We start from the raw sequence: 25392 nt of genomic DNA on the forward strand, positions 1-25392 counted from the left end.
CAAGATCCACTAGCACGGTCGCCGCTTGGCCGAAGGACGAACAGCAGTGGGAAACATGAACAGAATCGCCGCACTTGCTTCTGTCGGCGTCTTGATGGCGTCCGGACTCAGAGGGCGGTACGTGAGTTGATGTGCGGTTCGCGCTCTCGGGAGGGGTGAGCGGGCTGGCCGCGACGTCGCCGGGCGGCTACGGCCGCGGCTGGGTGAACAAGCCCTGTTCGGTCTCGACCAGGATTCCGCGCTCGGTCAGCCGCTTGAGCTTCAGGCGGGTGTTGTTGATGTTGTTGGGCGCGATCTCCAGGTCCATCGCCTCGCACACCTGCCGCGCCCGCAGCGGCGCGTCGGCCGCGGCAAACACCGCCATGATCTGCTGGTAGGCCGGATGGTCCGGCAGCTGCGGGACCGGCGGCGCGGGCGGCGGCGGATCGGGCAGCTCCAGCAGCGTCTTGCGGGTGATCCGGACCTCCTCGGCGGCCCGGCCGAGTTCGTCCAGCCGTGCGGTCAGCTGCGCGATCTGCTCCCTCGTCGTCTCGGCCTGCGCGGCGATCTCCCCCTCCCGCTCCTCCAGCCGCGCCAGCACCGCCCCGAGGGTCAGCTCCCCGCCGGTCATGCGCTGCGCCAGGCCGCTGCGGTGGCCCCGGTCAGCCGGCGCAGTATCACCGCGGTCATCGCCCAGTACACCCTCGACTCCGAACTGCGCGGCAGGTGCTCGTAGTCGCGCACCAGCCTGCGATGCAGCATCAAGATCCCGTAGGCGCGTTCCACGATCCACCGTTTAGGGATCGGCACGAACCCGGTCTGGGCCGGGTTGCGCTCGACGATCTCCACCTCGATGCCCACCTTCTCCCCGTGCGCGACGACGGCGTTCTTGAAGCCCTGGTCGACCAGGGCCTTCTGAACGGTGTCGGTGTCGGCGGTGACCTTGTCCAGCAGCGCGATGCCGGCGGCGTTGTCGTGCACGGACGCGGCGAGCACCACCACCGCGATCACCAGGCCCAACACGTCAACGGCCAGGCCGCGCTTGCGGCCCGGTACTTTTTTTGCCGCATCACGCCCCGTCGACTCCGCGGGCACCCCGGCCGCCGCGTGCACGCTCTGGGTGTCGAGCACCACCAGGCTCGGGTCCGCCTTCCGCCGCGCCTTCTCCCGCACCTGCCAGCGCAGCAGGTCGTGGATGGTCTGGTCGGTGCCGTCGTCGCGCCACTTGGTGAAGTAGTACATCACCGCGCCGCGTGGCGGCAGGTCGTGCGGAAGCAGGTCCCACTGGCAGCCGGTGCGGCCCTGGTAGAGGAGCGCGTTGACGATCTCCCGCATCTTGTACCGGCCCCGGTGGCCGCTGACCGATGGGTGCGCGGCCTTCCACGCGGCGATCACCGGCTCGATCAGCGTCCACTGCTCGTCGGACAGGTCGGTCTTGTAGGGCTTGCGCTCGCTCACGGTGTTCAGCCCAGCACGGCCGAGCCCGTCGACCGCCTGGGATACCGCAGCCTCATCCGTTCAGGTGACGGCAAATCGCTTATCAACTCACATACCGCCCTCTGAGTACACGCACCACCCACTCCCCTATACGCATCACCCACCCCTGGACGCATTCCCCCCACCAGTACCCCCGAAAGGACTGCCATGGAGCCGCAGGACAGGTCCGAACCGAACACGACACGCGAGGGCGGAGGCTTCCCGCGCAGGGCTTTCCTGCGCGGGGGCGCGGGCGCGCTCTCCGTGGCCGGGCTCGTCGCCGCAGGCGAGTTCGGTGGATTGCCGGCCCTTCCCTCGACCCCGAGCGCCCACGCGTCACCTCTGAACGCGGCGAGGGTGCCGGAGGCGGCGTACGTCCGCGACTGGGGCCTCGCACCGGATGGCCCCTGCGAGGCGGGGGCCGACCCGGAGTGCCGCACCGGCGAATCCTCGGGCCTGCGCGGATCCGCGGGCGGCATGAGCGTGCCCGGTCTGGGCATCCCGCTCGGCGGAGTCGGCGCCGGCTCGTTCCACTACAACCTGTTCGGGACGTTCGGGCCATGGAGCATGGGCGGTTCACAGGCGTCGGACTGGTGGGACATGCGCACGCTGCCCCAGGCGGCCTTCCACGTCCGTGAGCAGGTCACGGGTGCCTCGGGCGGCCCGACCGCCAAGACCCTCGCCACGCGGCACGACCACATCGCTCCGCAGCGGGATTTCGCCGGGGTTCTTCCGCAGTGGAACCAGCTGAACCCCGGCGACGGCACCTATGCCGCGCTGTACCCGTTCGGCTGGACCTCTTACAACGTGTTCCGGTCACAGGTGTCCATGCGGTTCTGGTCGCCGATCGTGGCCGGCGAGGACGAACGCACCTCCATGCCGGTGGCCTTCTTCGACGTGGAACTGGCGAACCCCACCACGAAGACGGTCGACCTCTCGGTGATGTTCACCTTCCCCAACGCCTCTCCGCATCCGTCGGGCACGACGCGCACCGGGCTCTACAGCCGCTTCGACACCGACGCCCGGTCGGGTGTCGCCGGCGTGACGCTGGGCTCGGACCACCGGACGAACACGCCCGACTCCTACAAGTCGGAGTGGACCATCGCCGCCCTGCCGGCCACCGGCCAGAAACTGACGTACGTCACTTCGTGGAACGGGGCAGGCGACGGGAGCGACATCTACGAGCCGTTCTCCTCCACGGGCAGGCTGCCGAACAGTGCCCTGGACGACTCGGATTCGGCGGGCGCCGTCGCCGTGACCGTGCAGCTGCGGCCGGGCCAGAAGACCACCGTCCGGTACGCCCTGTCCTGGGACTTCCCCCAGGTGTACTACGACGCCGCACCCAGCGGCCGGGCCGTCTGGATGCGCCGCTACACCGAGTTCCTCGGCGCCACCTCGACGGCCACCAACGGCTACGTCCCGAACTCGTATCCCTTCAAGCAGGCCTTCACCATCGCCAAGCGCGAGCTGGCACGGCGCGACGACTCCCTCGCCGCTGTCGAGGCGTGGTGGAAGCCGATCGCCGAGAACCCGAAGTACCCGGTGTGGCTGCGGAAGGCGGCCCTGAACGAGCTGTTCGGGATGGTCTTCAACGCTTCGTTCTGGGAGGCGGGCCTGGTCAGAAATACCATAACTCCCGCTCCCGGCGGGCCTCGCCTGGGCGCGGAGATCCCCGGCACCCACCTCTTCTACACCATCGACGCCGGAAGCGGCGGCGCACCGGCCAACGAGATGGACGTCGACAGCTTCGGGTACCTGCTGTACACGAAGCTGTTCCCCAACATCGAACTCGGGCGCCTGCGCGCCTGGTTGCAGCTGACCAAGCAGGACCGGTGGGGGCGGGTGCCCCAGCAGATCATGTTCGACACAGGTCCGTTCATCAACGCGACCGGAGCCAACCAGGGCGCCCCATCGGCAACGTCCGAACCCGTCTTCGGCGCACCGCCTCCAGGCACCGACGACCTCGGCAAGCTCTTCGATCCCGCGGGCGGCGATGCGTTCCGGGACTGCTTCCACAAGCTCATCTACCGGGTGTACGCGCTGTACCAGGAGACCGGCGACAGGAGCCTGTTGACCTACGGGTATCCCCAGATGCTGCGGACGCTGAAGCACTCACAGTTCTTCCGCCCGCCCGGCTCCCACCTCCCGGCTGACCCGCCGTCGAACAACCCGCCGAGCACCTACGACCAGCTCCTGGTCAACGGGCACGGCATCTACAACTGCCAGCTGTATCTGCTCTCGCTGCAGATCCTGTCGACGCTCACTCCCAAGGCCAGGGCCCTCGGCGTTCCCGAGGCCACGCCCGCGGTCCAGAAAGAGATCGACACCGAACTCGCGGCGGCGAAGGAGGAGTTCGAGGAGATCTTCTGGAACCCCAAGACCGGGCGCTACCGCTACTGCGACGGCACCGGCGGCATCGACGGACGGACCGGCGACATCTTCGGCGCCAAGAAGCCGGTACTGCCGAAGGACGCGGCCTTCCTGGACGCGTTCTACGCCCAGTGCGTCGCCTCCCAGCTCGGTCTGCCGGATCTGATCGACCTGCGGCGTGCCCGCCAGCACTGGCACAACACCCTGGACGCCTTCCTGGCGCCCAAGGACGCCAACGGCGTTCCCGTAGGCCCGCCGATCATCCTCGACGAGAACCTGAAGCCGTACCCGATGGACTACGCCCAGCCTGGCACCGGCCGTTTCGTCCCGGAGATCGCCGACGTGTGGCCCGGCACGACCTGGATGGCGACGGCGGCCGCCGTGCACATCGGCCGCGCGACCGGCGACGGGAAACTCATCGCCAAGGCCCTGCAGATGAGCGAAGCCGTGGCGAACCGGATCTACGACGACGGCGCCACGACCAAGGGCCATGCCTTCGCCACGCCGGAGTCCTGGTTCGTGGCCAACCCGAACATCTCCCGGTACGCGGCCTACGCCCGAGCCCGGTCCGTCTGGCAGCTCGTCGACGCACTCGACACCGTGCAGGGGAGTTCGAAGTGACGACCACACCGCCATCGCCCCAGTCGTCCATACGCCCGGGCCAGGTCTGGTACGACACAGCCGGCCACCGCATCCAGGCGCACGGCGGGTCGATCACGTACGTCGACGGCACCTTCTACTGGTACGGCGAGAACAAGGAGCGGACGAAGCCCGGCAGCGGAATCTGGCACTGGGGAATCCGCTGCTACGCCTCCACCGACCTCTACAACTGGGAGGACCGCGGGCTGATCATCCCGCCCGAGCCGGGCAACCCGAACTCCCCCCTCCACCCGGCCCAGCAGGTCGACCGCCCTCACATCGTCTTCAACGCCGCCACCAAGCAGTACGTGTGCTGGATCAAGATCATGGGCGAGGGGAACACCCAGACCAGCACCGTCCTCGTCGCCGACGACTTCCTCGGCCCCTACCGCGTCGTCCGCACGGGGCTGCGCCCGCTCGGAATGAACGCCGGCGACTTCGACCTCGCCGTCCATCCCGACGACGGCAAGGCGTACTACTACTTCGAGCGCGTGCACAGCGAGCTGATCTGCGCCGACCTGACCGACGACTACACGAACGTCACCGGCTACTACTCCACCCACTTCCCCCACCCGCACCCGCCGTACGTCCGTGAGGCACCGGCGCACTTCACACGCAACGGGCTGCACTACTTGATCACTTCGGGCACCACCGGCTACGCCCCCAACCCGTCGGAGGTGGCCGTCGCGCGGACCTTCCACGGCCCGTGGACCGTGCTGGGGGACCCGCATCCCCAGGACGCCTCCGGGACGTCGTACCGCTCCCAGATCAGCTCGGTGTTCAAGCATCCGCACAAGAAGGACCTCTACATCGCCCTGGCCGACAGGTGGCTGCCCCACCTGGCACCCGAGCTGGCCGAGCCGATCCAGGAAGAAATGCGCAGGCGCTACTCCGGCGACACCACGGAGGACGCCTCCGACACCCCTGCCGCCCTCCCCCCGGAACTGCTCGACTCCGACACTTCCATCGCGGACTACGTCTGGCTGCCCCTGCGCTTCGAGGGAGAAATGGCCTTCGTGGACTGGCACGACGAATGGCGGATCGAGGACTACGACTGACAGACGCACCGAACAGGCGCCGCTATGGCGGGAGGTGAGGCCGGGCGGGGCACGCGAACCGCCTGCGAGCGGACGGCGCGCCGCCTCGAAGTCGTGGGACGCGCCGTCACTCGGTGGTCAGCGGTGTAGACGAGCACCTCCGGCGCGCCGAGGTCGTCCACCGCCCGGCCGAGCGCGGTCACGAGCTGGATCGTCGTGGTGCGCGGCTGCCGGGAACGGAGATGTTCTATGAACGTCAAGCCTGCGCCTCTGGCTCGCCATGTGGCAGACCGCGCTGTAGCCCGGAGTGCTGTTCAGTGCCGTGACAGGGCACCCCATCCGCCTTCCGCCCAAGTCGTGTCGTCCCCACACTCGGAAGACATGGATCGTGAGCGGTACAGCAGCGGCACCGAGCTGGGGCGCTACCTGCGCGCCCGACGGGCCCAGGTGACCCCCGAGGAGGTCGGCCTACCACCCGGTACCGGCGCGCGTCGTACACCTGGACTGCGCCGGGAGGAACTGGCCACCCTGGCCGGGATCAGCATCGACTACTTCACCCGGCTGGAGCGCGGCAAGGAGACCCACCCCAGCCCGTCCGTCGTCGACTCCCTCGCCCGCGCCCTCCGGCTGGAAGAGCCGGAGCACGACCACCTGCGCAGCCTGGCCGCGCATGCCGCGCGTACCTCTCCGGAACGGCCCACCGCCCCCACCCGCTCCGTTCGGCCCGGAGTAAAGCTCCTGCTGGAGGCCATGCGGCCCCAGCCCGCGCACGTGGTCAGCCGCACGGGCGACGTACTGGCCTGGAATCCGGGCGGACTGCGACTGCTCGCCGGGATGGAGGACTGGCCCGCGAGACAGCGCAACATCGCGCGCTACGTCTTCCTCCACCCCACCGCCCGCGACCTCTTCGACGACTGGGGCAACCAGGTCCGCGGCTGCGTAGCCCGCCTGCGGGCCCTGGCCGGCACCGACCCGGACGCCCCCGACCTCACCCAGCTCGCCGGTGAACTCCTGCTCAAGAGCCCGGAGTTCGCCCGCCTGTGGGAACGCTACGACGTCCGCGGCCACTCCTATGGCCGCAAGACGTTCCACCACCCGGACGTCGGCGACCTCACCCTCGGCTACCAGTCGATGCAGCTGGAAGGCACCCCCGGCCACCGGCTGGTCGTGTACCACGCCGAGCCTGGCAGCGCCGAGTACGACGCGATGATCCTGCTTGATCTGGCGGCGTCCGACTCGGCGCACGCGTCACGGATCGGAGCATCGCGTACCGGGTTCGCGGACTGACACAGCACTCACCCCGGCCGGTGCGTCGCCCGCGCACCGAACCCCGGTCCGAACCACCGAAGACCGAAAGGACGAACAGCATGCGCACCACCACCCTCGGTACCAAGGGACCCCAGGTCGGCGTCGTCGGCCTGGGCTGCATGGGCATGAGCTTCAGCTACGACCAGGCGACCCCGCGCGACGAGGCCGAGATGGTTTCGGTGATCCATCAGTCCCTCGACCTGGGGATGACCCTGCTGGACACCTCCGACGTGTACGGCCCTTACACGAACGAGCAGTTGATCGGGCGCACCCTGGCGGACGGCCACCGCGAGCGCGCCGTACTGGCCACCAAGGTCGGCGTGCTGGGCAAGGACGGTGCGGTCACCGGCGTCGACGGCCGCCCGGAGCACATTCGTCGTTCGATCGATGACAGCCTCGGGCGTCTGGGCACGGACCACGTGGACCTCTATTACCTGCACCGCGTCGACCCGGATGTGCCGATCGAGGAGAGCGTGGGCGCGCTGGCGGAAGCCGTGGAGGCGGGCAAGGCCCGCGCGATCGGTCTGTCCGAGGTGAGCGTCGAGCAGATCAGGCGGGCCCAGTCCGTGCACCCGGTCACGGCGGTGCAGTCCGAGCTGTCGCTGTGGACGAGGGACTGGATGAGCGAGGTGCTGCCGTACTGCGAGGAGCAGGGCATCGCCTTCGTGCCGTACTCACCGCTGGGCAAGGGCTTCCTCACCGGTCGGTTCACGTCGTTCGACGACCTGCCGCAGGAGGACTTCCGGCGCGGCCTGGCCCGCTTCCAGGACGACGCCCTGGCGATCAACCGCGCCATCGCCGACAAGGTCCGCGAGATCGCCGAGCGCATCGGTGTCACACCGGCGCAGGTGGCGTTGGCGTGGGTGCTGGCCCAGGGCGAGTACGTCGTCCCGATCCCCGGCACCAAGACGCCCAAGTACTTGCTGGACAACGCCGGCGCGGCCGACGTGCGGCTCAGCGCCGACGATCTCGCCGAACTCGATGCCCTGCCCACCCCGCAGGGCGGCCGCTACTACTGAGCCGGCGTCGGCCCAAGCACCACGACAGATCAGCACAACAGATCAGCGCAACAGATCTGCCCCACAAACAGCCCTACAGATCAGTCAGAGGAAGTTGGTCATGGAGTACACGCGTCTGGGAACCTCGGGCCTGAAAGTCAGCCGTATCGCGCTCGGTTGCATGAGCTTCGGCGACCCCGCGAAACGGATGCCATGGGTGCTCGACGACACGGCGGCCGAGCCGATCTTCCGGCAGACCGTCGAACTCGGCATCACGTTCTGGGACACCGCCAACATCTACGGCCTAGGCACCTCCGAGGAGATCGTCGGACGCGCTCTGCGGAAGTACACCCAGCGCGACGACATCGTCCTCGCCACGAAACTGTTCCAGCCCATGCACCAGGGGCCGGGCGGCGCGGGCCTCTCGCGCAAGGCCGTCATGGAGCAGATCGACGCCTCGCTGCGGCGCCTGGACACCGACTACGTCGACCTGTACCAGATCCACCGCTTCGACCCCGAGACACCGGTCGAAGAGACGATGGAAGCGCTGCACGACGTGGTCAAGGCGGGCAAGGCCCGCTACATCGGCGCCTCCTCGATGTGGGCGTGGCAGTTCGCGAAACTGCAGCACGCCGCGGAGGCGAACGGCTGGACGAAGTTCGTGTCCATGCAGGACCACTACAGCGTGATCCACCGCGAGGAGGAGCGGGAGATGTTCGGCCTGCTCGCAGACCAGGGCGTGGGCAGTATCCCGTGGAGCCCGCTCGCCGGGGGAAAGGTGACCCGCCCCTGGGGCGAGCAGGGTACGACGCGCAGGTCGGAGGAGGACCGCCAGGTCGACATGAACGGCCGGCCGCTCTTCCTCGACAGCGACAAGGCCATCGTCGACGCGGTGCAGAAGATCGCCGAGGAGCGCGGGGTGTCCATGGCGCAGATCGCGCTGGCCTGGGTGCTCAAGAACCCAGTGATCTCGTCCCCGATCGTGGGCGCCACCAAGCCGCACCACCTGGCCGACGCCGTCGCGGCGCTCGACATCGAGCTGACCGACGACGAAGTCGACGCTCTTGAAGCACCCTATGTTCCGCGCCTGCCCATCTTTTTCTCCTGATCGGCCGGCAAGGGCCGACGTACCGACACGGGTCTGGGGTCGTCGCGCCCTGCCCGCGTGCGCGTTGCGCTCGCACTGAGACCGCCGACGGTCATCGACATCGCAACGGGTCTGCGGTCAGGCAATCCACACAAGGAAAACAGGAAGAGAACTCGATGAGTAAGACCTCCAAGTTGCCCTCGCCGAAAAGGGCTTGCACGTGAATCCGAAATGCAAAGCGATTGCCCTGATCGCTGTTGCTGCCCTGACTATGGCAACACTCATTTACGTCAATCTGCAAAATGTGCGAGACACGGGCAGGCAAGGTTTTTCCCTTGTGGGCGATGCCGGAACGCCTGAGGTCGGACAACGGTCGAGCGAGTCGGACCGGACAGCCCGGGTGGAGTCGTGACGATGCTACACAAGCTGCTGTTCTGGAGCTTCGCGGTGGTGTTTCCGCTCCCGCTGATTCTCACCTACGAGTTCGTGGCCACTGAACCCAACCTCCTGAAGTTCTATGTCTTCCTCGGCCTGATTGCCTATACATGGTGGCTGTTGTCCATCGTGCTCAGCGTGAGGCCGGCCTGGCTGCACCGTTTCGTGGGACTTCCGGCCATCTACGGCCTGCATGGAGCACTCGGCGTACTGGCAATCGCCGCGGTATATGTGCACCGTGACAACTCCTACTCCCCGAGCCACCTGGCTCGAGTTCTGGGGGATTGGGGGTTCTATGGAGCGCTCGCAGTGCTGTGTTACTCAATGTTCTTCATGAGTGGGTGGTTCGTCGACAGGTCGAGACTGCTGCTGAAGGTCAAGGGACTTCTGGAGACCGTCCTCCGCCGCCGGCTCTCCGTGTGGATTCATCGACTCAACCTGGTGATCGTGGCGATGATCTGGCTGCACGCCCACCTGCTCGTGAGAGTGAATCAGTACTTCGCGTTCATGGTGCTTTTCGATCTGTACACAGTGATGGCGCTCGGCATCTATGTCTGGAAGAAATGGATCGCGCCCGACACGTATCTGATGGGGACCGTCATCAGCAACGAAACGCGCGGTGGGGCGACCCGCAGGGTGTCGGTGGGCCTCGACAGCAAAGCGGCGGCCCTGCAGCCGGGTGACTTCTTCTTCCTCAGCTTCGAGGGGTCGTCTTCTGTGAGTAGGGAATGGCACCCCTTCTCGGTGACCGACGACAACCAGAAGACCCTGGCCTTCACGATTCGGCAGCACGGAGACTTCACCCGGCGCCTCGACAATGTCGAAGTGGGAACCCGCGTCCGCCTGGAGGGGCCATTCGGTCGCTTCGAATCGATCATCCAGGGGCGGGACCGCGAGGCTCCGCTCGTGCTCGTCGGGATGGGCGCGGGTGTGGCGCCGCTGCTCAGCCTGGCAGCAGCTCACCACACCACGCGGAGGATTCATCTGCTGTGGGCCGTACGCAGCGCAGAAGATGCCTATTACCGCGACGTGCTCGAGGAGTACCAGGCCGCGTTCGGTAGCCGTATGCGGGTCACCATCAGTGTGGGCCGGTTCCGTCGTGAAGATCTCGCCCGCACGCTGTCCGCGGAGGCAGTCGCGAAGGGCGCGTTCTTCATTGTGGGTCCGAACCCCGCCGTGCTGGCGAACCAGCGCCTGCTGCGGCGCATCGGCGTCTCTGCACGGCGAATACACCAGGAACGCCTCACCATGTAGTCGATGCGACCACAGTTCCACGTGGCCCCAGGAAATCGCCCATGCCGACGAAACGGAGTTCACTGAGATGACAAGCACCACGCGCCGAAAATTTCTTGCGCTGACCACCGTCGCACTGGCGGGAGCCGGAACCGCGGGCTGTTCAATAATAAGAGGGGCAGGCGAGGCACTCGGCGGTTCCGAAGCCTCGAAAACCGTCCCGCCATTGGATAATTCACGCACTTTGGTCGCCTATTTTTCGATGCCGGAAACCGATGACCCGAACAACATGACGGAGAACGAGCAGAATAGCACTCATGTCGTTGATGGCAAGGTTCTCGGGAACACCCAATACGTCGCTCAAATCATCGAGGAGAGCACGGGCGCCGAGGTATTTCGCATCGAGACAGCGGAAGAGTTGCCCCTCGATCACAAAACACTGTCAGATCTCGCGCTAAAACAGCAAGAAGACGACGAAAGGCCGAAACTCAAAGCCCTGATACCGAACCTTGAAGAATATGACACCGTGTTCATCGGCTATCCGATCTGGTGGTACAGCCTGCCGATGCCGGTGCACACATTCCTTGAACAGCACGATTTCAGCAAAAAGAACATCATTCTATTCACCACCCATGGCGGAAGCCGCCTGTCGGGAACTGTTGAAATTGTCACCGAAAAGCTTACTGATTCCACTGTGATCAGTAATGCGTTCACGATCTCACGAGACGATATGGACAATGCCGAGGCGGAGGTGAGCGATTGGCTCGACAGTCTCGGGATTTCATGACGCCCGCCAGTTGCGGTCCCGCGGTCCGGGCCGAGCCCGGCCAAAAGGGATCTTTGCCCGGTTTTTGGGGGGCACTGGCACGGCGTGGAACAGCACGGCCTCCCACCCCGGCGGGCGCTCTGCTTGAGTTTTACTGACCGCCCGGCAACATCGGCACCACAGGACGCGCCCCTCACCGGACAAGCCGGGGCGTCGTCCGAATCCACGGACGTGGTGAGCCGATACCGCCGGACGAAGCGACGAACATGAGGGATGTAACGCATGCACGAACAGGACAGCACGCCGAACGGCAACTCGACCGACCGCGGCCGTCGCGGCTTCCTGATGGGTGCGGCCGGGCTGGCAGCCACCTCGGTGGTGGCCGCGCCGGCCACACTGGCACAGGCGCAAACCGCATCGTCCGAGACCGGCACCAAGGGCCCCGTCGGCCGTCGCAACCCGGTGACCGCGGCCATCACGCAGACTGGTCACCGTCGGCTCGGGTCCGGGCCCGGGTCCCTGAAGGTTTCCAGCATCGGCCTCGGCACCCAGACCATGCCGGGCAACCTCTACGGCCCCGTTACCAGCCGCAAGGACATGGTCGCCCTCATCCGGACAGCCTTCGACCAGGGAGTGACGTTCTTCGACACGGCCGAGGCGTACGGACCGTTCGAGTCGGAACGGATCCTCGGCGAGGCCCTCCGGCCCGTTCGCGACGACGTGGTGATCGCGTCCAAGTTCGGCTGGAACATCGACCCGGACACCGGAGCGAACACCGGCTTGAACAGCCGTCCCGAGCGCATCCGGCAGGTCGTCGACGGCATACTGAGGCGCCTGCGGACAGACCACATCGACCTGCTCTACCAGCACCGGGTGGATCCCACCGTCCCGATCGAGGACGTCGCGGACACGGTGAAGGACCTCGTCGCTCAGGGCAAAGTGCGGCATTGGGGCCTGTCCGAGCCGGGCCTGGGGACCATCCGCCGGGCCCACGCGGTCCTGCCGCTCACCGCGATCCAGAACGAGTACTCCATGCTGTGGCGCGGACCGGAGGAGCAGGTCCTGCCGCTCTGCGAGGAACTCGGCATCGGCTTCGTGTGCTGGGCGCCCCTGGGCATGGGCTTCACGACCGGCGCGATGAGTCCGTACTTCCCGTTCACAGAGGGAGACCGCCGGACCGCGATGCCCCGCAACAGCCGGGACAACCTGGCCGCCAACATGCCACTCGTCCAGCTCCTCCAGGAGTGGGCCGTACGCAAGGGCGCCACGCCCGCCCAGATCGACCTCGCCTGGCTGCTGGCCCAGAAGCCGTGGATCGTGCCGATACCCAGCACCACCCGGCTGTCCCACCTCCTGGAGAACATCGGCGCGGAAGAAGTCAGGTTCAGCCCCGACGAACTCCAGGAGCTCAACGCCGCCGTCGCGCAGATCACCATCCACGGTGACCGGCTTCCGGCAGCGTCCCTCGCGCTGACGGGCGTCGAAGCACCGCCCCGCTGACCGGCTGACCGGCCAGCGGTTAGTAGGACAGTTGCGGCGGTGATGGTGACGTTCAGCTGGAACCACGTGCCCGCTCTGCACCCATCTTTCTGCAGGGCGGGCACTTCCGGTCTGGGGGTGGCCCTGGGGGCCCTGTCACACCCCGGAACACCACTCCCCGGAACGGTGCGGTCTCCCACACGGCGAGCGACCGCAGCAGGCTGCCTTGTAGCTCGAAGATCAGGCGCTCCAGCACAGGGCATCCGCGGGTGTGCCCAGGAATCCGAGACACACGAAGCGGACGATGAAGTACATCAAGCTGGGCGATCTGGAGGTCTCCCGCATCGGTCTGAGCGCGATGTCGATGTCCCACGCCTATACCGGGGCGGGCACGGATGACGCGGAATCGATCCGTACGATCCACAGGGCGCTCGACCTGGGCGTCACCTTCATCGACACCGCCGAGGTCTACGGGCCCTTCACCAAAGAGGAGCTCGTCGGCCGGGCGCTGAAGGGGCGTCGCGACGGGGTCGTGCTGGCCACGAAGTTCGGCTTCATGTCGCACACGGGCCGTGAAGGCGTCGACAGCAGCCCGGCGAACATCCGCATCGCCGTCGAGGGTTCCCTGAGGCGCCTCGGCACCGACTGCATAGACCTCTACTACCAGCACCGCGTCGACCCCGACACCCCCATCGAGGACACCGTCGGGACCCTGGCCGAGCTGGTCGCCGAGGGCAAGGTCCGCCACATCGGGCTGTCCGAGGCGGGCATGGAGACGATCCGGCGCGCCCACGCCGTCCACCCGGTCACGGCTCTGCAGTCGGAGTACTCCCTGTGGACCCGTGACCCCGAGCTGGAGGTACTGCCACTGCTGCGGGAACTGAGCATCGGGTTCGTGCTCTACTCGCCACTGGGCCACGGCTTCCTCACCGGGCAGATCCGCTCGACCGACGACTTCGACGACACCGACTGGCGCAAGAACAACCCGCGCTTCACGGGCGAGAACTTCCAGCGCAACCTGCGCCTGGCCGACGAGGTGGGCGCCACGCCGACGCAGGTGGCTCTGGCCTGGCTGCTCGCCCAGGGCGACGACATCGCCCCCATCCCCGGCACCAAGCGCGTCGAGCGGGTCGAGCGGGTCGGGGAGAACACCGCCGCCGACGGCGTCGTCCTAGCGCATCGTCGGGGAGCTGCTCGGCCCCGACGGGAAGCCGGTCGCCTACGAGCCCGGAAGCTGGGGTCGTGCCGAGGCCGACGGCCTGGTCACCGATGGCCGCTGGAGAACGCGGAGCCGGGCCGATGAAGCGATCCTGGGGATGGACAGGTCTGGCGGCGGCGGCCCTGGCTGTGTCGGCGGTCTCCTGCACGCCGTCGTCGACACCCACATCAGCCCCCGCACTGTCCGCGTCCGCCGACAGGACCGCACCCACGTCAGGAGCCACCGTGCAGCCGTCAGCCGACCAGAGAGCCCGCGAGGAGATCTTCGACGCTCACTGCGCCTATCTGGACGCCATGGACGAGGGAGACACCGCGGCGCTCGACGACCTGCTCGACGACGACTTCACCCTCACCCACATGACCGGCTATGTGCAGCCGAAAGCCGAATGGCTGGCCCAGATGCGGCAGGGCCGTTTCGTCTACCACACGATCGACGAGAAGAAGACGACACTCGACATCGAGGGCGACACGGCTCGCCTCGTCGCCCAGACCGTCACGGACGCGACCGTGTACGGCACCCGCGCCGACTGGCGGCTGCAACTCACCACCGACTACGCCCACAAGGGCGACACCTGGGCCACGGTCCGCACCGTGGCCACGACCTGGTGACCGGGACCTTCCGGAGGCGGATGTGACAGTGGACCGGCTCGGCCTGGTCGTGCACGGCGGGCGCACGGAGGCCGTGGAGGCGGCCGGCGTGGTCCGCGCGTGGTGCGAGGAGCACGCCGTGCGGTGCACGGACATCGACGTATGGCACGACGGCGGGCGGCGCGGCGCCCGCGAGGAGGCCGAGGCCGCGGGCGACCCTGACCTCGTCGTCACTCTGGGCGGGGACGGCACCTTCCTGCGCGGTGCCCGGCTGGCCGCGGAGAACGACGCCCTGGTCCTGGGGGTCGACCTGGGCCGGGTGGGTTTCCTCACGGAGGTGTCGGCCGCCGAGGTGCGGGCGGCACTGGACGCGGTGCGCGAGGACCGGATCCGGATCGACAGCCGCATGCTGCTCGCCCTGCGGGCCTCCCGCCGCCTGGAGGTACCGGAGGGCATGGAGCCATGGGTGCGGTACGGCCGTGGGCCACTCCTGCCGCCTCCCCAGGTGCGCCCCGACTGCGAGGTCGACGACGAGTGGGGCATCCCGCTGGACGTCACCGCGCTCAACGACATCGTCCTGGAGAAGCTGGCCAGAGACCGCCAGGTCTCGGTCGGCGTCTACGTCTCCGGCCGCCTCCTGGCCTCCTACTCCGCCGACGCCCTGCTGGTCGCCACACCGACCGGCTCGACCGCCTACAGCTTCGCCGCCGGCGGACCCGTCGTCTCGCCCCGCGCGGAGGCCCTCGTCTTCACGCCGGTGGCTCCGCACATGGCCTTCAACCGCTCCATCATCACAGCCCCCGACGAGCCGATCGGGCTGCGCGTCCTGGAACGCTCGGGGCAGGCCGCGGTCAGCATCGACGGTCAGCTGCGGGGCGTGCTCGATCCGGGGGACTGGATCGGGGTCTACGCCGCGCCGCGTCGACTGCGGGCCGTACGGCTCGGGCCAATGGACTTCTACGGCCGTCTGCGCGAGCGGATGAGTCTGACCGACGCACCGGCCGCGGTGGCCGACGGATCTCCGCCGCCGCTGTGGTCGGTGACGACACCTCCGCCCGGAGACCTCGCCCATCTGGCGCTCCTGACGACCCCGGACGGTCCCTCACCTTTGCTGTGAGCGATCCGCCAGGGCACTCCCGGTCGTCCCGGGTCAGGGACGGACCCCCGATGATCCCGCAGGCACTCACTCTCGGGTATGGATGGGACCCGTGCTCAAGGTCAGAGGCGTTCCCGAGCCCTGATGCGCGTGGGCGGTGATCTCTGCCGCGATGGAGAGGGCCGTCTCTTCCGGCGTGCGGGCGCCGAGGTCGAGGCCGATCGGGGAGCGCAGGCGGGCGAGGTACTCCTGCGGTACACCGGCCTCCCGCAGTAGTTCCAGGCGGTGGGCATGGGTGCGTCGTGAGCCCATCGCGCCCACGTAGCCCACGGGCAGGCTCAGCGCCAGACGCAACAGGGGGACATCGAACTTGGCGTCGTGGGTGAGGACGCAGACGACGGTACGGGCGTCCACGTCGGTGGCGGCGGCGAGGTAGCGGTGCGGCCAGTCGGCCACCACGTCGTCGGCGTGCGGGAAGCGGGCGGCGGTCGCGAAGACAGGGCGGGCGTCGCACACCGTGACCCGGTAGCCGAGGAAACGGCCGATCTCGCTGAGCGCGCCGGCGAAGTCGACCGCGCCGAAGATCAGCATCCGGGGGCGGGACGCGTGGGTGTGGACGAGTACGGACAGTGTCTGCGGGCATGTCGTCGCCTCCCCGCCGACCTCCACCCGACCGGTACGGCCCGGGCGCAGTAGTGCGCGGGCCTGCGCCGCCACCGCCCGGTCCCAGTCCGCGCGTCCCAGGGTTCCGTCGAGCGCGCTGCCGTCGCCGGTGACGCAGAGGGTGCGGCCGAGGAGTTCTTCTGGCCCGTCGATGATCTGGGCGAGGGCGACGGGTCGGCCGAGTGCCACCTCTTCCAGGCCCGCGGTGAGGTGGGGCAGACCGGCGGGGTCGATTCGTTGCACCAGGACGTCGAGTTCGCCGCCGCAGGTCAGGCCCACGGCGAAGGCGTCGTCGTCTGAGTAGCCGAACCGCGCCCGGGTCGGCGGTTCGCCGGACTTGAGGATCTGTTGGCACAGCTCGTACACGGCGCCCTCCACGCATCCTCCGGACACGCTGCCGACCGCGTTGCCGTCGGCGTCGACGGCCAGCGCGGTGCCGACGGGCAGCGGTGCGCTGCCGCTGACCTGGACCACGGTGGCGAGGGCGAAGGGGCGGGCGGCGCGGCACCAGGTGTGCAGCGTGTCCGCGATGTTCAGCACGGGAGGGCGTCTCCAGCCAGGAAGGACGGCGGCTCGGGACCGTCGGGCGGTGGTGCGTGGAGCCGCCGCCCGACGCTGGTCACAGCAGGGACTCGGCGGTGATGGGCAGCTCGCGCACCCGTCGGCCCGTGGCGTGGAAGACGGCGTTGGCGAGGGCGGGCGCCACACCGACCAGGACGACCTCGCCGAGGCCCTTGACGCCGATGGGGTCGGCCTCGTCGTCGCGCCCGTCGACGTAGATCGCCTTCATGTCGGGGACGTCGGCGTTGACCGGGACCAGGTAGTCGGCGAGGTTGGCGTTGACGATCCGGCCGTCGCGGTGGTCGGTGACCGTGTGTTCCAGCAGGGCCGTGCCGATGCCGCCGACCATGGCGCCCAGGGCCTGGCTGTCGGCGAGCTTGGGGCTGATGATGCGGCCCGCGTCGAAGACGCCGAGCATTCGCCGTACTCGCACCAGGCCCAGTCGGGCGTCCACGCCGACCTCGGCGAACACCGCCCCGTAGGCGTACATGGAGGACCGGGACTGCCCCGGGGTCCAGGAGCCCATCGCCTCCAGGTGAGCACGGTCGTTGCGGGTGAGTAGCTGCCGGTACGTCTCCCCGCGGGCGGGGTTGTCCCGCACATGCATCCGGCCGCCGCGCACCACCACGTCCTCCGCGTCGATGCCGTACAACGGTGATCGCGAGTCCTGGACGGCGAGTTCGACCGCCTGCCGGCGCAGCTTGTCACAACCGTCCTGGACGATGGTTCCCACGCTGGCCATGGTCTGCGAGCCGCCGTGGATCGGGGCCTCGGGCATGGCGGTGTCGCCGAGCCGGAAGGTCACGTTGCGGACCGCGAGGCCGAGGGCGTCGGCGGCGACCTGGGTCATGGAGGTGTAGGTGCCGGGGCCCATGTCGCTGGTCGCGGACTCGATCAGCGCGGTGCCGTCGGCGTCCAGCCGCACCCGGGCCTGGCCCGCGCCCCGTAGGGTGTCGTAGAGCGCGGTCGCCATGCCGGTGCCGATCAGCCAGTCGCCGTCGCGGGTCGAGCGGGGCCTGGGGTCGCGACGGCTCCAGCCGAACTCGCGGGCGCCGATGGTGTAGCACTCGCGCAGCCGCCGGGTGGAGAACGGCCGCCCGTTGGACTGGTCGCTGTCGGGTTCGTTGCGCTGCCGCAGCTCGATGGGGTCGATGCCGAGTTCGTGGGCGAGCTCGTCCATGGCGCTCTCGACGGCGAAGGCGGCGGTGGTGTAGCCGGGGCCGCGCATCGGGGTCGGGGTGTTCACGTCCAGCGGCACCGTACGGTGTGTCTGGCTGACGTTGGGCGTGGTGTACAGCATCTGGCCCGGAGCGATGACGCCGCGCTCGGCGAACGTCTCGTACCTCGACGTCTCGGCGCGCAGGTCGTGGGTCATGGCGGTGAGCCGGCCTCGGCGGTCGCTGCCGAGGCGCACCGTGTACTCGTACGACGGCCGGTAGCCCACTCCGAAGTAGAGCTGCCTGCGTGTCAGGACGAGCTTGACCGGGCGTCCCGTCTCGCGGGCGGCGAGGGCCGCGATGGTGATGTGCGGCCAGGCCCGCGCGGCGTTGCCGAACGCGCCGCCGACGAAGGGGGAGATGACACGGATGTTCTCCGCCGGAATGCCGAAGTTCGCGGCGAGTTCGTCACGGGGGCTCCGCACCCACTGGGTCTTGTCCCACAGCGTCAGCCGGTCGCCGTCCCAGCGGGCGATGGTGGCGTGGAGCTCCATCGCGTTGTGGTGGTTGCGGGCCGGCCGATACGTCATCTCCAGCCGTACGGGAGCGGATCGCAGGGCCGCCTCCGCGTCGCCGCGCGCGTAGGTCCTGGGCTCGCCTGCCGCCGGTGCTTCGGAGAGGTCGGTGGCGGGCCGCTCGCTGTCGTAGTCGATGCTCACCAGGCTCGCCGCGTGCTGGGCGGCTTCCAAGGTGGCGGCCACGACGACGGCGACCGGCTGGCCGTGGAAGCGGACCTGGTCGTCCTGAAAGACGCGCAGCCGCTCACCCGGAAGGTTCAGCGAGCCCGGGTTGTCCCGGTAGGGCAGCTTGGGGGCGTTGCGGTGGTGGATCACCTTCAGTACGCCCTGCTGGGCTTCGGCGGCGCGGGTGTCGATGCCGGCGATCCGGCCACGGGCGACGCCGCTGTCGACCACGACGGCGTGCACCACTCCCTCGGGCTCCTGATCGGCGGCGTACTTCGCCTGGCCGGTCACCTTCAGCCGCCCGTCCACGCGGGAGAGCGGCGCGCCGACTGCTGCCTGCGGCTGGGGGCTCATGTGATGTCTCCTACGATGCGCAGCTGGCGTTCGACGGTGCGTTTGAGCAGCTCGACCTTGAAGCGGTTGTGCTGGAGCGGGCGGGCGCCGTCCGCCGCGTGGCCGGCGGCCTCGGCCCAGAGCCGGCCTGAGGGCCGCTCACCGATGAGGGCTTGCTCGACGGCAGGCAGCTTCCAGGGCACGGTGCCCACGCCTCCGGCGGCGACCTTCGCCTGGCGGATCACCCCGCGGCGGATGTGCAGTGCGACGGCCGCCGAGGTCAGCGCGAACTCGTAGGACTGCCGGTCCCGGACCTTCAGGTAGCCGGACGCGAGCGGCCGCGCGTGGGCCGGGATCTCGACGGCGGTGATCAACTCGCCTTGTCGCAGCGCTTGTTCGCGGTTCGGGGTGCTTCCCGGCTTGAGCAGGAAGTCGGTGAAGGGGACGGTGCGCTCGCCGTCCGGGCCGAGGAGGTGCACCCGCGCCTCCAGTGCCGCGAAGGCCACGGCGACGTCGGAGGGGTGGGTGGCCACGCAGGAGTCGGAGGTGCCGAGGATGGCGTGGGTGCGGTTGAAGCCCTCCAGCGCGGCGCAACCCGAGCCGGGCTCACGCTTGTTGCAGGCGGCCGTGACGTCGCGGAAGTACGTGCACCGGGTGCGCTGCATGATGTTGCCGCCGATCGTCGCCATGTTCCGCAGCTGGGCGGAGGCGCTCAGCTCCAGTGCCTGGGAGACGACGGGGTAGGCGATGCGGACCTTGGGGTGCGTGGCGGCTTCGGCCATCGTCACTAGCGCGCCGATGCGCAGGCCGCCGCGCTCGGTGACTCTGACCTCGCGCAACGGCAGTCCGCCGATGTCGACCAGCGTGCCGGGACGCTCGACGGTCTCCCGCATGAGGTCGACCAGGGTGGTGCCGCCGGCGATGTAGCGTCCGCCGCGTTGCCCGGCGCCGAGTGCCTCGCGGGTGTCGGCGGCCTTCGTATACGTGAAGGGATACATGGCGGGTGGCCCCTTACTTCCCGTCGGCGGCGGTCTGCTCGACCGCGCGCACGATCTTCACGTAACAGCCGCAGCGGCAGATGTTGCCGCTCATCCACTCCCGGATCTCGTCCTCGGAGCCAGTGTGGCCCTCCTGGATGCAGCCGACGCCGGACATGATCTGGCCCGGGGTGCAGTAGCCGCACTGGAAGGCGTCCTGGTCGATGAACGCCTGCTGGAGCGGGTGCAGTTCGTCGCCGTTGGCCAGGCCCTCGATCGTGGTGACCACAGCGCCGTTCAGGCGAATCGCGAGCGTCAGGCAGGAGTTGACCCGGCGTCCGTCGACCAGGACCGTGCAGGCACCGCAGGCACCGGCGTTGCAGCCCTTCTTGGAGCCGGTCAATCCCAGGTGCTCGCGTATCAGGTCGAGCAGCGACGTCCGGTTGTCCACCATGACGGTGTGCCGACGGCCGTTGACGGTCAAGGTGACACGGCTGCCGGGTGGTGCCGAGGCGGCCGCGGCCGCCTCGGCACCGAGCAGCGACGTACCTGCGGCCAGACCGCCCGCCGCGAGGACACCGCCGGCCACGGAGGTCGTCGCGATGAAGGTCCGGCGAGTCGGTGCGGACGGGGGCTGGGTGGGGGGAAACACATCTGATGCGGAGGGCTCGGCAGTCATGCCCACTCTCTCGATGGGGGGGGGGGAGATTGCGGTCTTGCTGCAGCATGCTGGGCCCGGTGGACATGTGACAGGCCGTGCCATGCCGGGGAGCGGTGAGCCGGGGTATGACAGAGCCCCTCTCCCATCTGTCCCACGGGGCACGGCACTGTCAGACTGGGGCGTTTGACCCCTGTTCCGGGCGCACGCTCCGGCGCAGTTCCGCGTACCACCAGGTCTCGCAGGCGGCCACTGCGGCCAGCAGCACCACGACGCCGGACAGCCCGGCCAGCGGCGGCAGCACGACCGCCGCCGGGAGCCAGGCGAGCAGCAGGCACAGAGCGGCCAGGCGGAACGGGCCCCACACCCCGGCGGAGATACGGCCGAAGAGCAGCAGACCGGCGAGATACGTGGCGGCTCCGCCGCACAGTACGCCGGCGTAGAAGCCGCCCAGTCCCTTGCCGCTGTCGGCGTAGGCCACGACGCCCTCGACGCCGAGCGCGGTCAGCACGATGCCCGCCGCGATGGGGAAGTGGGCGTAGCCGTAGGCGTTGACCGCCAGGCTGAGGCGGGCCCGCCCCCGTGTCTCGACCAGCCGGTGCTCCACCAGCAGGCTCACCACGTCGAAGTACAGCCACCACAGGCCCGCTGCCGCCGCCACGCCCAGAACGCCGGCTGCCAGCAGAGGCACGCCGATCGGACGGTCCGTGGCGCCGGCGGCCATGGCGATGAGTGACTCGCCGATCGCGATGATGACGAACAGCTGATGCCGCTCGGTGAAGTACGGCGCGCTGTGGATGCGCCAACTGCCCCGCCGCGACGTGAGGTAGACGCCGCCCCAGTCCACCACGATCGCCGCCGCATACAGCGTCGTCTGCCATCGGCCGCCGATCGCCGCGCCGACGATGAGAAGGGCGGAGCCGGTCAGCACCGGCGGCCACGACACGGCGATCTGCCGCAGCAGCCCCCGGTCGCCGCGCGCCAGGTGCGCGTAGATGACGAGGTGCACGCTGCGCACGAGCAGGTAGGCACAGGGCAGCACCAGCGGCCCGTACAACCCACCTGGGGAGTCGTCCCACGCCTCCGGGACGGTCAGCGCGATCACGAAGACCCCGGCCATGGCGAGTGTCATCCCCAGCCGTACGACGCTGAGGTCGGCCCGGGCCTGGTTGCCCAGCCAGGCGTACGCGGACCACGAGAACCAGACCAGAGCCAGAAGCAGCACGCCGTGGAGCACGCCGAGACCGCTGTGCTCCTGGGCCATGTACTGGGTGACGCGGGTGAGGGTGATGACGTACACGAGGTCGAAGAAGAGCTCGAACGTGGTCACCCGACTGCCGACCAGTACGGTGCGTGCCCCGGCCTGCGGAGCGTGCTCCGCACTGCCTGTGTTCCTCACTGGCCGTGCCCTTTCTCCCATGCCCGTCGCGAGCACCGTCTGATGGATAGCGCAGATGAGCGGCGTGAGACAGGCCCTGCCACACCCTGGAACGGCGCTCCCCGGCACCACACGGTCTCCCTCGCACCGGCCGTGCGCGGCACCGTGGACGCCAAAGGCCCGAGCCCGGCCTTCAGACGGGTGAGAGGTACGGACAGTGGCTGTGCAACGCGTCACCTTCGACGCCATCGGCACCCGGTGGAGCATCGAGACGGACGAGCCCCTCACCGAGGGCGTCCGCGCGGACGTCCTGGAGCGGATCCGCCGGTTCGACGCCACGTACTCCCGATTCCGGCCGGACTCACTGGTCTCCCGGATCGCCGCCGCACCGCACGGCGGCCGGTTCGAGTTCCCGGACGATTCCCTGGCCCTGTTCGACCTGTACGACCGTCTTGCCGCGGCCACTTCGGGCGCCGTCGATCCCCTCGTGGGCCGCGATCTGGAGCTGCTCGGATACGACCCCGCTTACTCGCTCACGCCCGCTCCGGCGACGATCCGGGCCCAGGAGAGCGCCCGGGGCCAGGAGACCTGGGCCGCCGATGTCGTCCGGGACGGCGCGCTCGTCGTCACCCGGCGTCCGCTCGTGATCGACGTCGGCGCGGCCGGGAAGGGCTACCTCGTCGATCTGGTCGCGGACGTCCTGCGAGGCGCCGGCATTGAGCGGTTCGTCGTGGACGGCGGCGGCGATCTACGGCACGAGGGCGGGCCGACCATCCGGGTCGGTCTTGAGCACCCATTCGATCCGCGGCTCGTCATCGGAGTGGCGGATCTGAAGGGCCGGGCGCTGTGCGCGTCAGCGGTCAACCGGCGCGCCTGGGGCGAAGGGCTGCATCACGTGGTCGATGCCCGCACGGGTCGGCCGGTCAGGGGCGTCGTCGCCACGTGGGCCGTCGCCGACGAGGCCGCGGTCGCCGACGGACTGGCGACCGCGCTGTTCTTCACCGAAGGACACACGCTCGCCCACGACTTCCCCTTCGCGTACGTGCGGATGCACGCCGACAGGCATGTCGAGGTGTCGCGGGACTTCCCCGGTGAAGTGTTCACGGGCCGCCGGGCGCAGCAGCAGACAGCATGACCAGCGCAACCGAAGGAGCACGACGAGCCATGTCAGCCCTGCACAGGAAGATCGCGACCGCGACGCTGCTCGGAGCCTCCGTCTCCGCGGCCGTCGGCGGCTGCTCCGCCGCGGACGAGGACCAGGACGGGGCGGGCACGCGGCGGGCCACGGCCTCCTCGTCCCCGTCGGTGTCCGCCCGGAACTCCGGCTACGCCGACGGCACGTACCGTGCGACAGGGTGGTACGGGGGCCTGCCCTCCAGCATCGACGTGACGGTCACCCTCGACGACGATGTCATCACCGATGCCGAGGTGACCCCGAACGCCACGATCCCCACCTCGCTCGACTACCAGGAACGTTTCGCCGAGGCCGTCCCGGACGTCGTCGTCGGCCGGAACATCGACGAGGTGCGCGTCTCCCGGCTGGCGGGCTCCAGCGGCACGCCCGACGGGTTCAACGACGCCCTCGACCAGATCAGGGCCCAGGCGGCACGGTGACCGGGAGGGTCACTCGGCCGACTGCTGCCGGGACAGTCGTACCTCCTCGATGTCGAGGCGCCGCTGGACCTGGCGCAGCACGGTGTCGTCGATCTCGTGCTCGTCGCGCAGCCGCAGGACGGTGGCGCGTTTGTGGGCGAGGAGTTCGAGGCGCAGCGCGGTGTAGTGCCGGTCGTGGCGCAGCGCCTCCTCGTCGTCGGCCTCTCCGCCGCTCGCTCGCAGAACCTGCAGGTGGGTCTCGTACTCGTGGCGCATGCGCTCCGTGACGGCCGCGTCGGTGCCGAGTTCCTCGGCCACCTGGGGAAGCGACTTGAGGGCCTCCTCCGTGGCGGTGGTCTCCGCGAGGAACAGCTCCTCGTCGACCGAGGTGTCGCGGGGCAGGCGGGCCCAGCGGACCACCACGGGAAGCAGCAGGCCCTGCACCACCAGCGTGGTAACGATGACGCCCGAAGTGACGAAGACGATCGTGTCGCGGTCCGGGAACGGCGCGCCCGAGTCCAGCGCGGTCGGCACCGACAGTGCCACCGCCAGGGACACGGCACCGCGGAAACCGGACAGGGAACTGACCACACGGGCGCGGTAGTTCATCCGGCGCAGCCGCTGCTGCGGGCGGCGGTCGACCAGGCGGATCAGATGGACCGCCGTGAACAGGAAGGCAAACCGTGCTCCCACGAGCACGGCCGAGACGGCGCCGACCGCGATCAGCGCATGGGTGAGGTCGTTCCCGTGCAGACCGCGCACGGCTGACTGCGCCTCAAGACCGACCAGGACGAACAGGGCGCCGTTGAGGACGAAGGTCGACAGAGTCCAGAACTCCTCGCCCTGGCGACGCGTCGCAGCCCCGACCAGTCGGGGGGACGCCTGACTCATGATCAGCCCGGCCACGACGACGGCGAGGACCCCCGAGGCATGGATCAGCTCGGCCAGGAGGAACGCCGTGAACGGTGTGATGACGACCGCCACGTTGCCCATCAGCGGATCGTGGAAGCGGCGGCGCACCTGGATGCCGAGCCAGGCCGTGAGCGCGCCGGCGGCGGCACCGCCGATGTAAGAGACCAGGAACAGCCACGTGACGTGGGGGAACGTCAGATGTTCCTCGCCGACCGTGATGCCCACCGCGAGGCCGTAGACCACGAGCGCGGTGCCGTCGTTGATCAGGCTCTCGGCACGCAGCAGGGTGACGTTGCGGCGGGGCAGGGACTTGGCGAGGACACCGACGGCGGTGGCGTCAGTAGGGGCGACCGCGGCGCCCAGCACCCAGGCCGGGCCCCAGTCCAACCCCAGCGCATGGGCTACGACAGCGACGGCACCCGCTGTGACGATCACCAGGGTGGTGCCCATCAGGACGATGCCGCGCAGGTCGCTGCGGATCTGGCGGAGCGAGGTCGTCAGGCTCTCCCAGTACAGCAGCGCCGGCAGGAACAGCAGCAGCACGGCCTCAGGCGGCATGTGGACCTCACGCAGCGCCGGGACGAAGCCCAGCAGCGCGCCGATGACGAGCAGCAGCACGGGCGGTGCGATGCGCAGTCGGTGGCCGATGCCTTCCCCGAGCAGGAGGGCAAGGCCCAGGACCACGATGAGTTCGAGGCCAAGCACGGT

The 25392-nt window shown here is 69.0% G+C and carries 21 protein-coding genes; 13 read left to right on the top strand and 8 right to left on the bottom strand.

Annotation, left to right across the window (positions count from 1 at the left end):
* Window positions 1–187 precede the first annotated feature (187 nt).
* A complete protein-coding gene (locus ACYVO6_RS40905; RefSeq protein ID WP_461070536.1) occupies window positions 188–610 on the bottom strand; it encodes a hypothetical protein in 423 nt (140 codons plus the stop codon).
* Window positions 607–1437 (bottom strand): IS5 family transposase, encoded by an 831-nt coding sequence (locus ACYVO6_RS40910; RefSeq protein ID WP_461070538.1) that lies wholly within the window; start codon window positions 1435–1437, stop codon window positions 607–609. Before ACYVO6_RS40910 ends, ACYVO6_RS40905 begins: the two co-directional genes overlap by 4 nt.
* A gap of 186 nt (window positions 1438–1623) precedes the next feature.
* On the opposite strand from ACYVO6_RS40910, the gene ACYVO6_RS40915 reads away from it, so the two are divergent.
* The 11 genes from ACYVO6_RS40915 (at window position 1624) to ACYVO6_RS40965 (ending at window position 15730) form a co-directional block, all read left to right on the top strand.
* Window positions 1624–4446 (top strand): GH116 family glycosyl-hydrolase, encoded by a 2823-nt coding sequence (locus ACYVO6_RS40915; RefSeq protein WP_461070540.1) that lies wholly within the window; start codon window positions 1624–1626, stop codon window positions 4444–4446.
* Window positions 4443–5522 (top strand): family 43 glycosylhydrolase, encoded by a 1080-nt coding sequence (locus ACYVO6_RS40920; protein ID WP_461070542.1) that lies wholly within the window; start codon window positions 4443–4445, stop codon window positions 5520–5522. Before ACYVO6_RS40915 ends, ACYVO6_RS40920 begins: the two co-directional genes overlap by 4 nt.
* 360 nt (window positions 5523–5882) lie before the next feature.
* The gene (locus tag ACYVO6_RS40925) at window positions 5883–6788 is read left to right on the top strand and encodes a helix-turn-helix transcriptional regulator (RefSeq protein ID WP_461070544.1); all 906 of its coding nucleotides are present in this window, start codon (window positions 5883–5885) and stop codon (window positions 6786–6788) included.
* 80 nt (window positions 6789–6868) lie between these two features.
* Window positions 6869–7828, top strand: a complete 960-nt coding sequence (locus ACYVO6_RS40930; protein ID WP_461070546.1) for an aldo/keto reductase — start codon at window positions 6869–6871, stop codon at window positions 7826–7828.
* A gap of 100 nt (window positions 7829–7928) precedes the next feature.
* Window positions 7929–8915, top strand: coding sequence for an aldo/keto reductase (locus ACYVO6_RS40935; RefSeq protein WP_461070548.1), 987 nt, complete (start codon window positions 7929–7931; stop codon window positions 8913–8915).
* Between the two features lie 393 nt (window positions 8916–9308).
* Window positions 9309–10583, top strand: a complete 1275-nt coding sequence (locus tag ACYVO6_RS40940; protein ID WP_461070550.1) for an FAD-binding oxidoreductase — start codon at window positions 9309–9311, stop codon at window positions 10581–10583.
* 67 nt (window positions 10584–10650) lie between these two features.
* On the top strand, window positions 10651–11349 hold the full coding sequence (locus tag ACYVO6_RS40945) for a flavodoxin (RefSeq protein WP_461070552.1): 699 nt from the start codon (window positions 10651–10653) through the stop codon (window positions 11347–11349).
* Window positions 11350–11610: 261 nt separating this feature from the next.
* Window positions 11611–12828, top strand: coding sequence for an aldo/keto reductase (locus ACYVO6_RS40950; protein WP_461070554.1), 1218 nt, complete (start codon window positions 11611–11613; stop codon window positions 12826–12828).
* A 283-nt stretch (window positions 12829–13111) separates the two neighbouring features.
* Window positions 13112–14110 carry an aldo/keto reductase gene (locus tag ACYVO6_RS40955; RefSeq protein ID WP_461070556.1) on the top strand — a complete coding sequence of 333 codons (999 nt, stop codon included), beginning with the start codon at window positions 13112–13114 and terminating at the stop codon, window positions 14108–14110.
* A 140-nt stretch (window positions 14111–14250) separates the two neighbouring features.
* Window positions 14251–14634, top strand: coding sequence for a nuclear transport factor 2 family protein (locus ACYVO6_RS40960; protein ID WP_461070558.1), 384 nt, complete (start codon window positions 14251–14253; stop codon window positions 14632–14634).
* Between the two features lie 22 nt (window positions 14635–14656).
* Window positions 14657–15730, top strand: a complete 1074-nt coding sequence (locus ACYVO6_RS40965; RefSeq protein ID WP_461070560.1) for an NAD(+)/NADH kinase — start codon at window positions 14657–14659, stop codon at window positions 15728–15730.
* A gap of 66 nt (window positions 15731–15796) precedes the next feature.
* Here ACYVO6_RS40965 and ACYVO6_RS40970 read toward each other — a convergent pair whose 3' ends face one another.
* From ACYVO6_RS40970 to ACYVO6_RS40990, 5 genes are all read right to left on the bottom strand, one after another.
* Window positions 15797–16912 (bottom strand): XdhC family protein, encoded by a 1116-nt coding sequence (locus ACYVO6_RS40970; protein ID WP_461070562.1) that lies wholly within the window; start codon window positions 16910–16912, stop codon window positions 15797–15799.
* A 79-nt stretch (window positions 16913–16991) separates the two neighbouring features.
* Window positions 16992–19187 (bottom strand): xanthine dehydrogenase family protein molybdopterin-binding subunit, encoded by a 2196-nt coding sequence (locus tag ACYVO6_RS40975; RefSeq protein ID WP_461070564.1) that lies wholly within the window; start codon window positions 19185–19187, stop codon window positions 16992–16994.
* Window positions 19184–20164, bottom strand: coding sequence for an FAD binding domain-containing protein (locus ACYVO6_RS40980; protein ID WP_461070566.1), 981 nt, complete (start codon window positions 20162–20164; stop codon window positions 19184–19186). Before ACYVO6_RS40980 ends, ACYVO6_RS40975 begins: the two co-directional genes overlap by 4 nt.
* A gap of 13 nt (window positions 20165–20177) precedes the next feature.
* Entirely contained in the window at window positions 20178–20822 is a 645-nt protein-coding gene (locus ACYVO6_RS40985; protein ID WP_461070568.1) for a (2Fe-2S)-binding protein, read from the bottom strand.
* Window positions 20823–20973: 151 nt separating this feature from the next.
* Window positions 20974–22200: a low temperature requirement protein A gene (locus tag ACYVO6_RS40990; protein WP_461070570.1), complete on the bottom strand. Its 1227-nt coding sequence runs from the start codon at window positions 22198–22200 to the stop codon at window positions 20974–20976.
* Window positions 22201–22396: 196 nt separating this feature from the next.
* On the opposite strand from ACYVO6_RS40990, the gene ACYVO6_RS40995 reads away from it, so the two are divergent.
* Together ACYVO6_RS40995 and ACYVO6_RS41000 are read left to right on the top strand one after the other, a co-directional pair.
* On the top strand, window positions 22397–23314 hold the full coding sequence (locus ACYVO6_RS40995) for an FAD:protein FMN transferase (protein ID WP_461070572.1): 918 nt from the start codon (window positions 22397–22399) through the stop codon (window positions 23312–23314).
* A 29-nt stretch (window positions 23315–23343) separates the two neighbouring features.
* On the top strand, window positions 23344–23793 hold the full coding sequence (locus ACYVO6_RS41000) for a hypothetical protein (protein WP_461070574.1): 450 nt from the start codon (window positions 23344–23346) through the stop codon (window positions 23791–23793).
* 9 nt (window positions 23794–23802) lie between these two features.
* On the opposite strand, the gene ACYVO6_RS41005 is transcribed toward ACYVO6_RS41000, so the two are convergent.
* Window positions 23803–25389 carry a Na+/H+ antiporter gene (locus ACYVO6_RS41005; RefSeq protein WP_461070576.1) on the bottom strand — a complete coding sequence of 529 codons (1587 nt, stop codon included), beginning with the start codon at window positions 25387–25389 and terminating at the stop codon, window positions 23803–23805.
* Window positions 25390–25392: the final 3 nt, after the last annotated feature.

This window comes from Streptomyces pseudoechinosporeus (genome assembly GCF_054783935.1).

What these genes read in the sequence shown, in the direction of transcription:
- ACYVO6_RS40905 (WP_461070536.1), bottom strand. Translation starts at nt 610, where the DNA reads ATGACCGGCGGGGAGCTGACCCTCGGGGCGGTGCTGGCGCGGCTGGAG.
- ACYVO6_RS40915 (WP_461070540.1), top strand. Translation starts at nt 1,624, where the DNA reads ATGGAGCCGCAGGACAGGTCCGAACCGAACACGACACGCGAGGGCGGA.
- ACYVO6_RS40925 (WP_461070544.1), top strand. Translation starts at nt 5,883, where the DNA reads ATGGATCGTGAGCGGTACAGCAGCGGCACCGAGCTGGGGCGCTACCTG.
- ACYVO6_RS40930 (WP_461070546.1), top strand. Translation starts at nt 6,869, where the DNA reads ATGCGCACCACCACCCTCGGTACCAAGGGACCCCAGGTCGGCGTCGTC.
- ACYVO6_RS40935 (WP_461070548.1), top strand. Translation starts at nt 7,929, where the DNA reads ATGGAGTACACGCGTCTGGGAACCTCGGGCCTGAAAGTCAGCCGTATC.
- ACYVO6_RS40940 (WP_461070550.1), top strand. Translation starts at nt 9,309, where the DNA reads ATGCTACACAAGCTGCTGTTCTGGAGCTTCGCGGTGGTGTTTCCGCTC.
- ACYVO6_RS40945 (WP_461070552.1), top strand. Translation starts at nt 10,651, where the DNA reads ATGACAAGCACCACGCGCCGAAAATTTCTTGCGCTGACCACCGTCGCA.
- ACYVO6_RS40950 (WP_461070554.1), top strand. Translation starts at nt 11,611, where the DNA reads ATGCACGAACAGGACAGCACGCCGAACGGCAACTCGACCGACCGCGGC.
- ACYVO6_RS40955 (WP_461070556.1), top strand. Translation starts at nt 13,112, where the DNA reads ATGAAGTACATCAAGCTGGGCGATCTGGAGGTCTCCCGCATCGGTCTG.
- ACYVO6_RS40975 (WP_461070564.1), bottom strand. Translation starts at nt 19,187, where the DNA reads ATGAGCCCCCAGCCGCAGGCAGCAGTCGGCGCGCCGCTCTCCCGCGTG.
- ACYVO6_RS40980 (WP_461070566.1), bottom strand. Translation starts at nt 20,164, where the DNA reads ATGTATCCCTTCACGTATACGAAGGCCGCCGACACCCGCGAGGCACTC.
- ACYVO6_RS40985 (WP_461070568.1), bottom strand. Translation starts at nt 20,822, where the DNA reads ATGACTGCCGAGCCCTCCGCATCAGATGTGTTTCCCCCCACCCAGCCC.
- ACYVO6_RS41000 (WP_461070574.1), top strand. Translation starts at nt 23,344, where the DNA reads ATGTCAGCCCTGCACAGGAAGATCGCGACCGCGACGCTGCTCGGAGCC.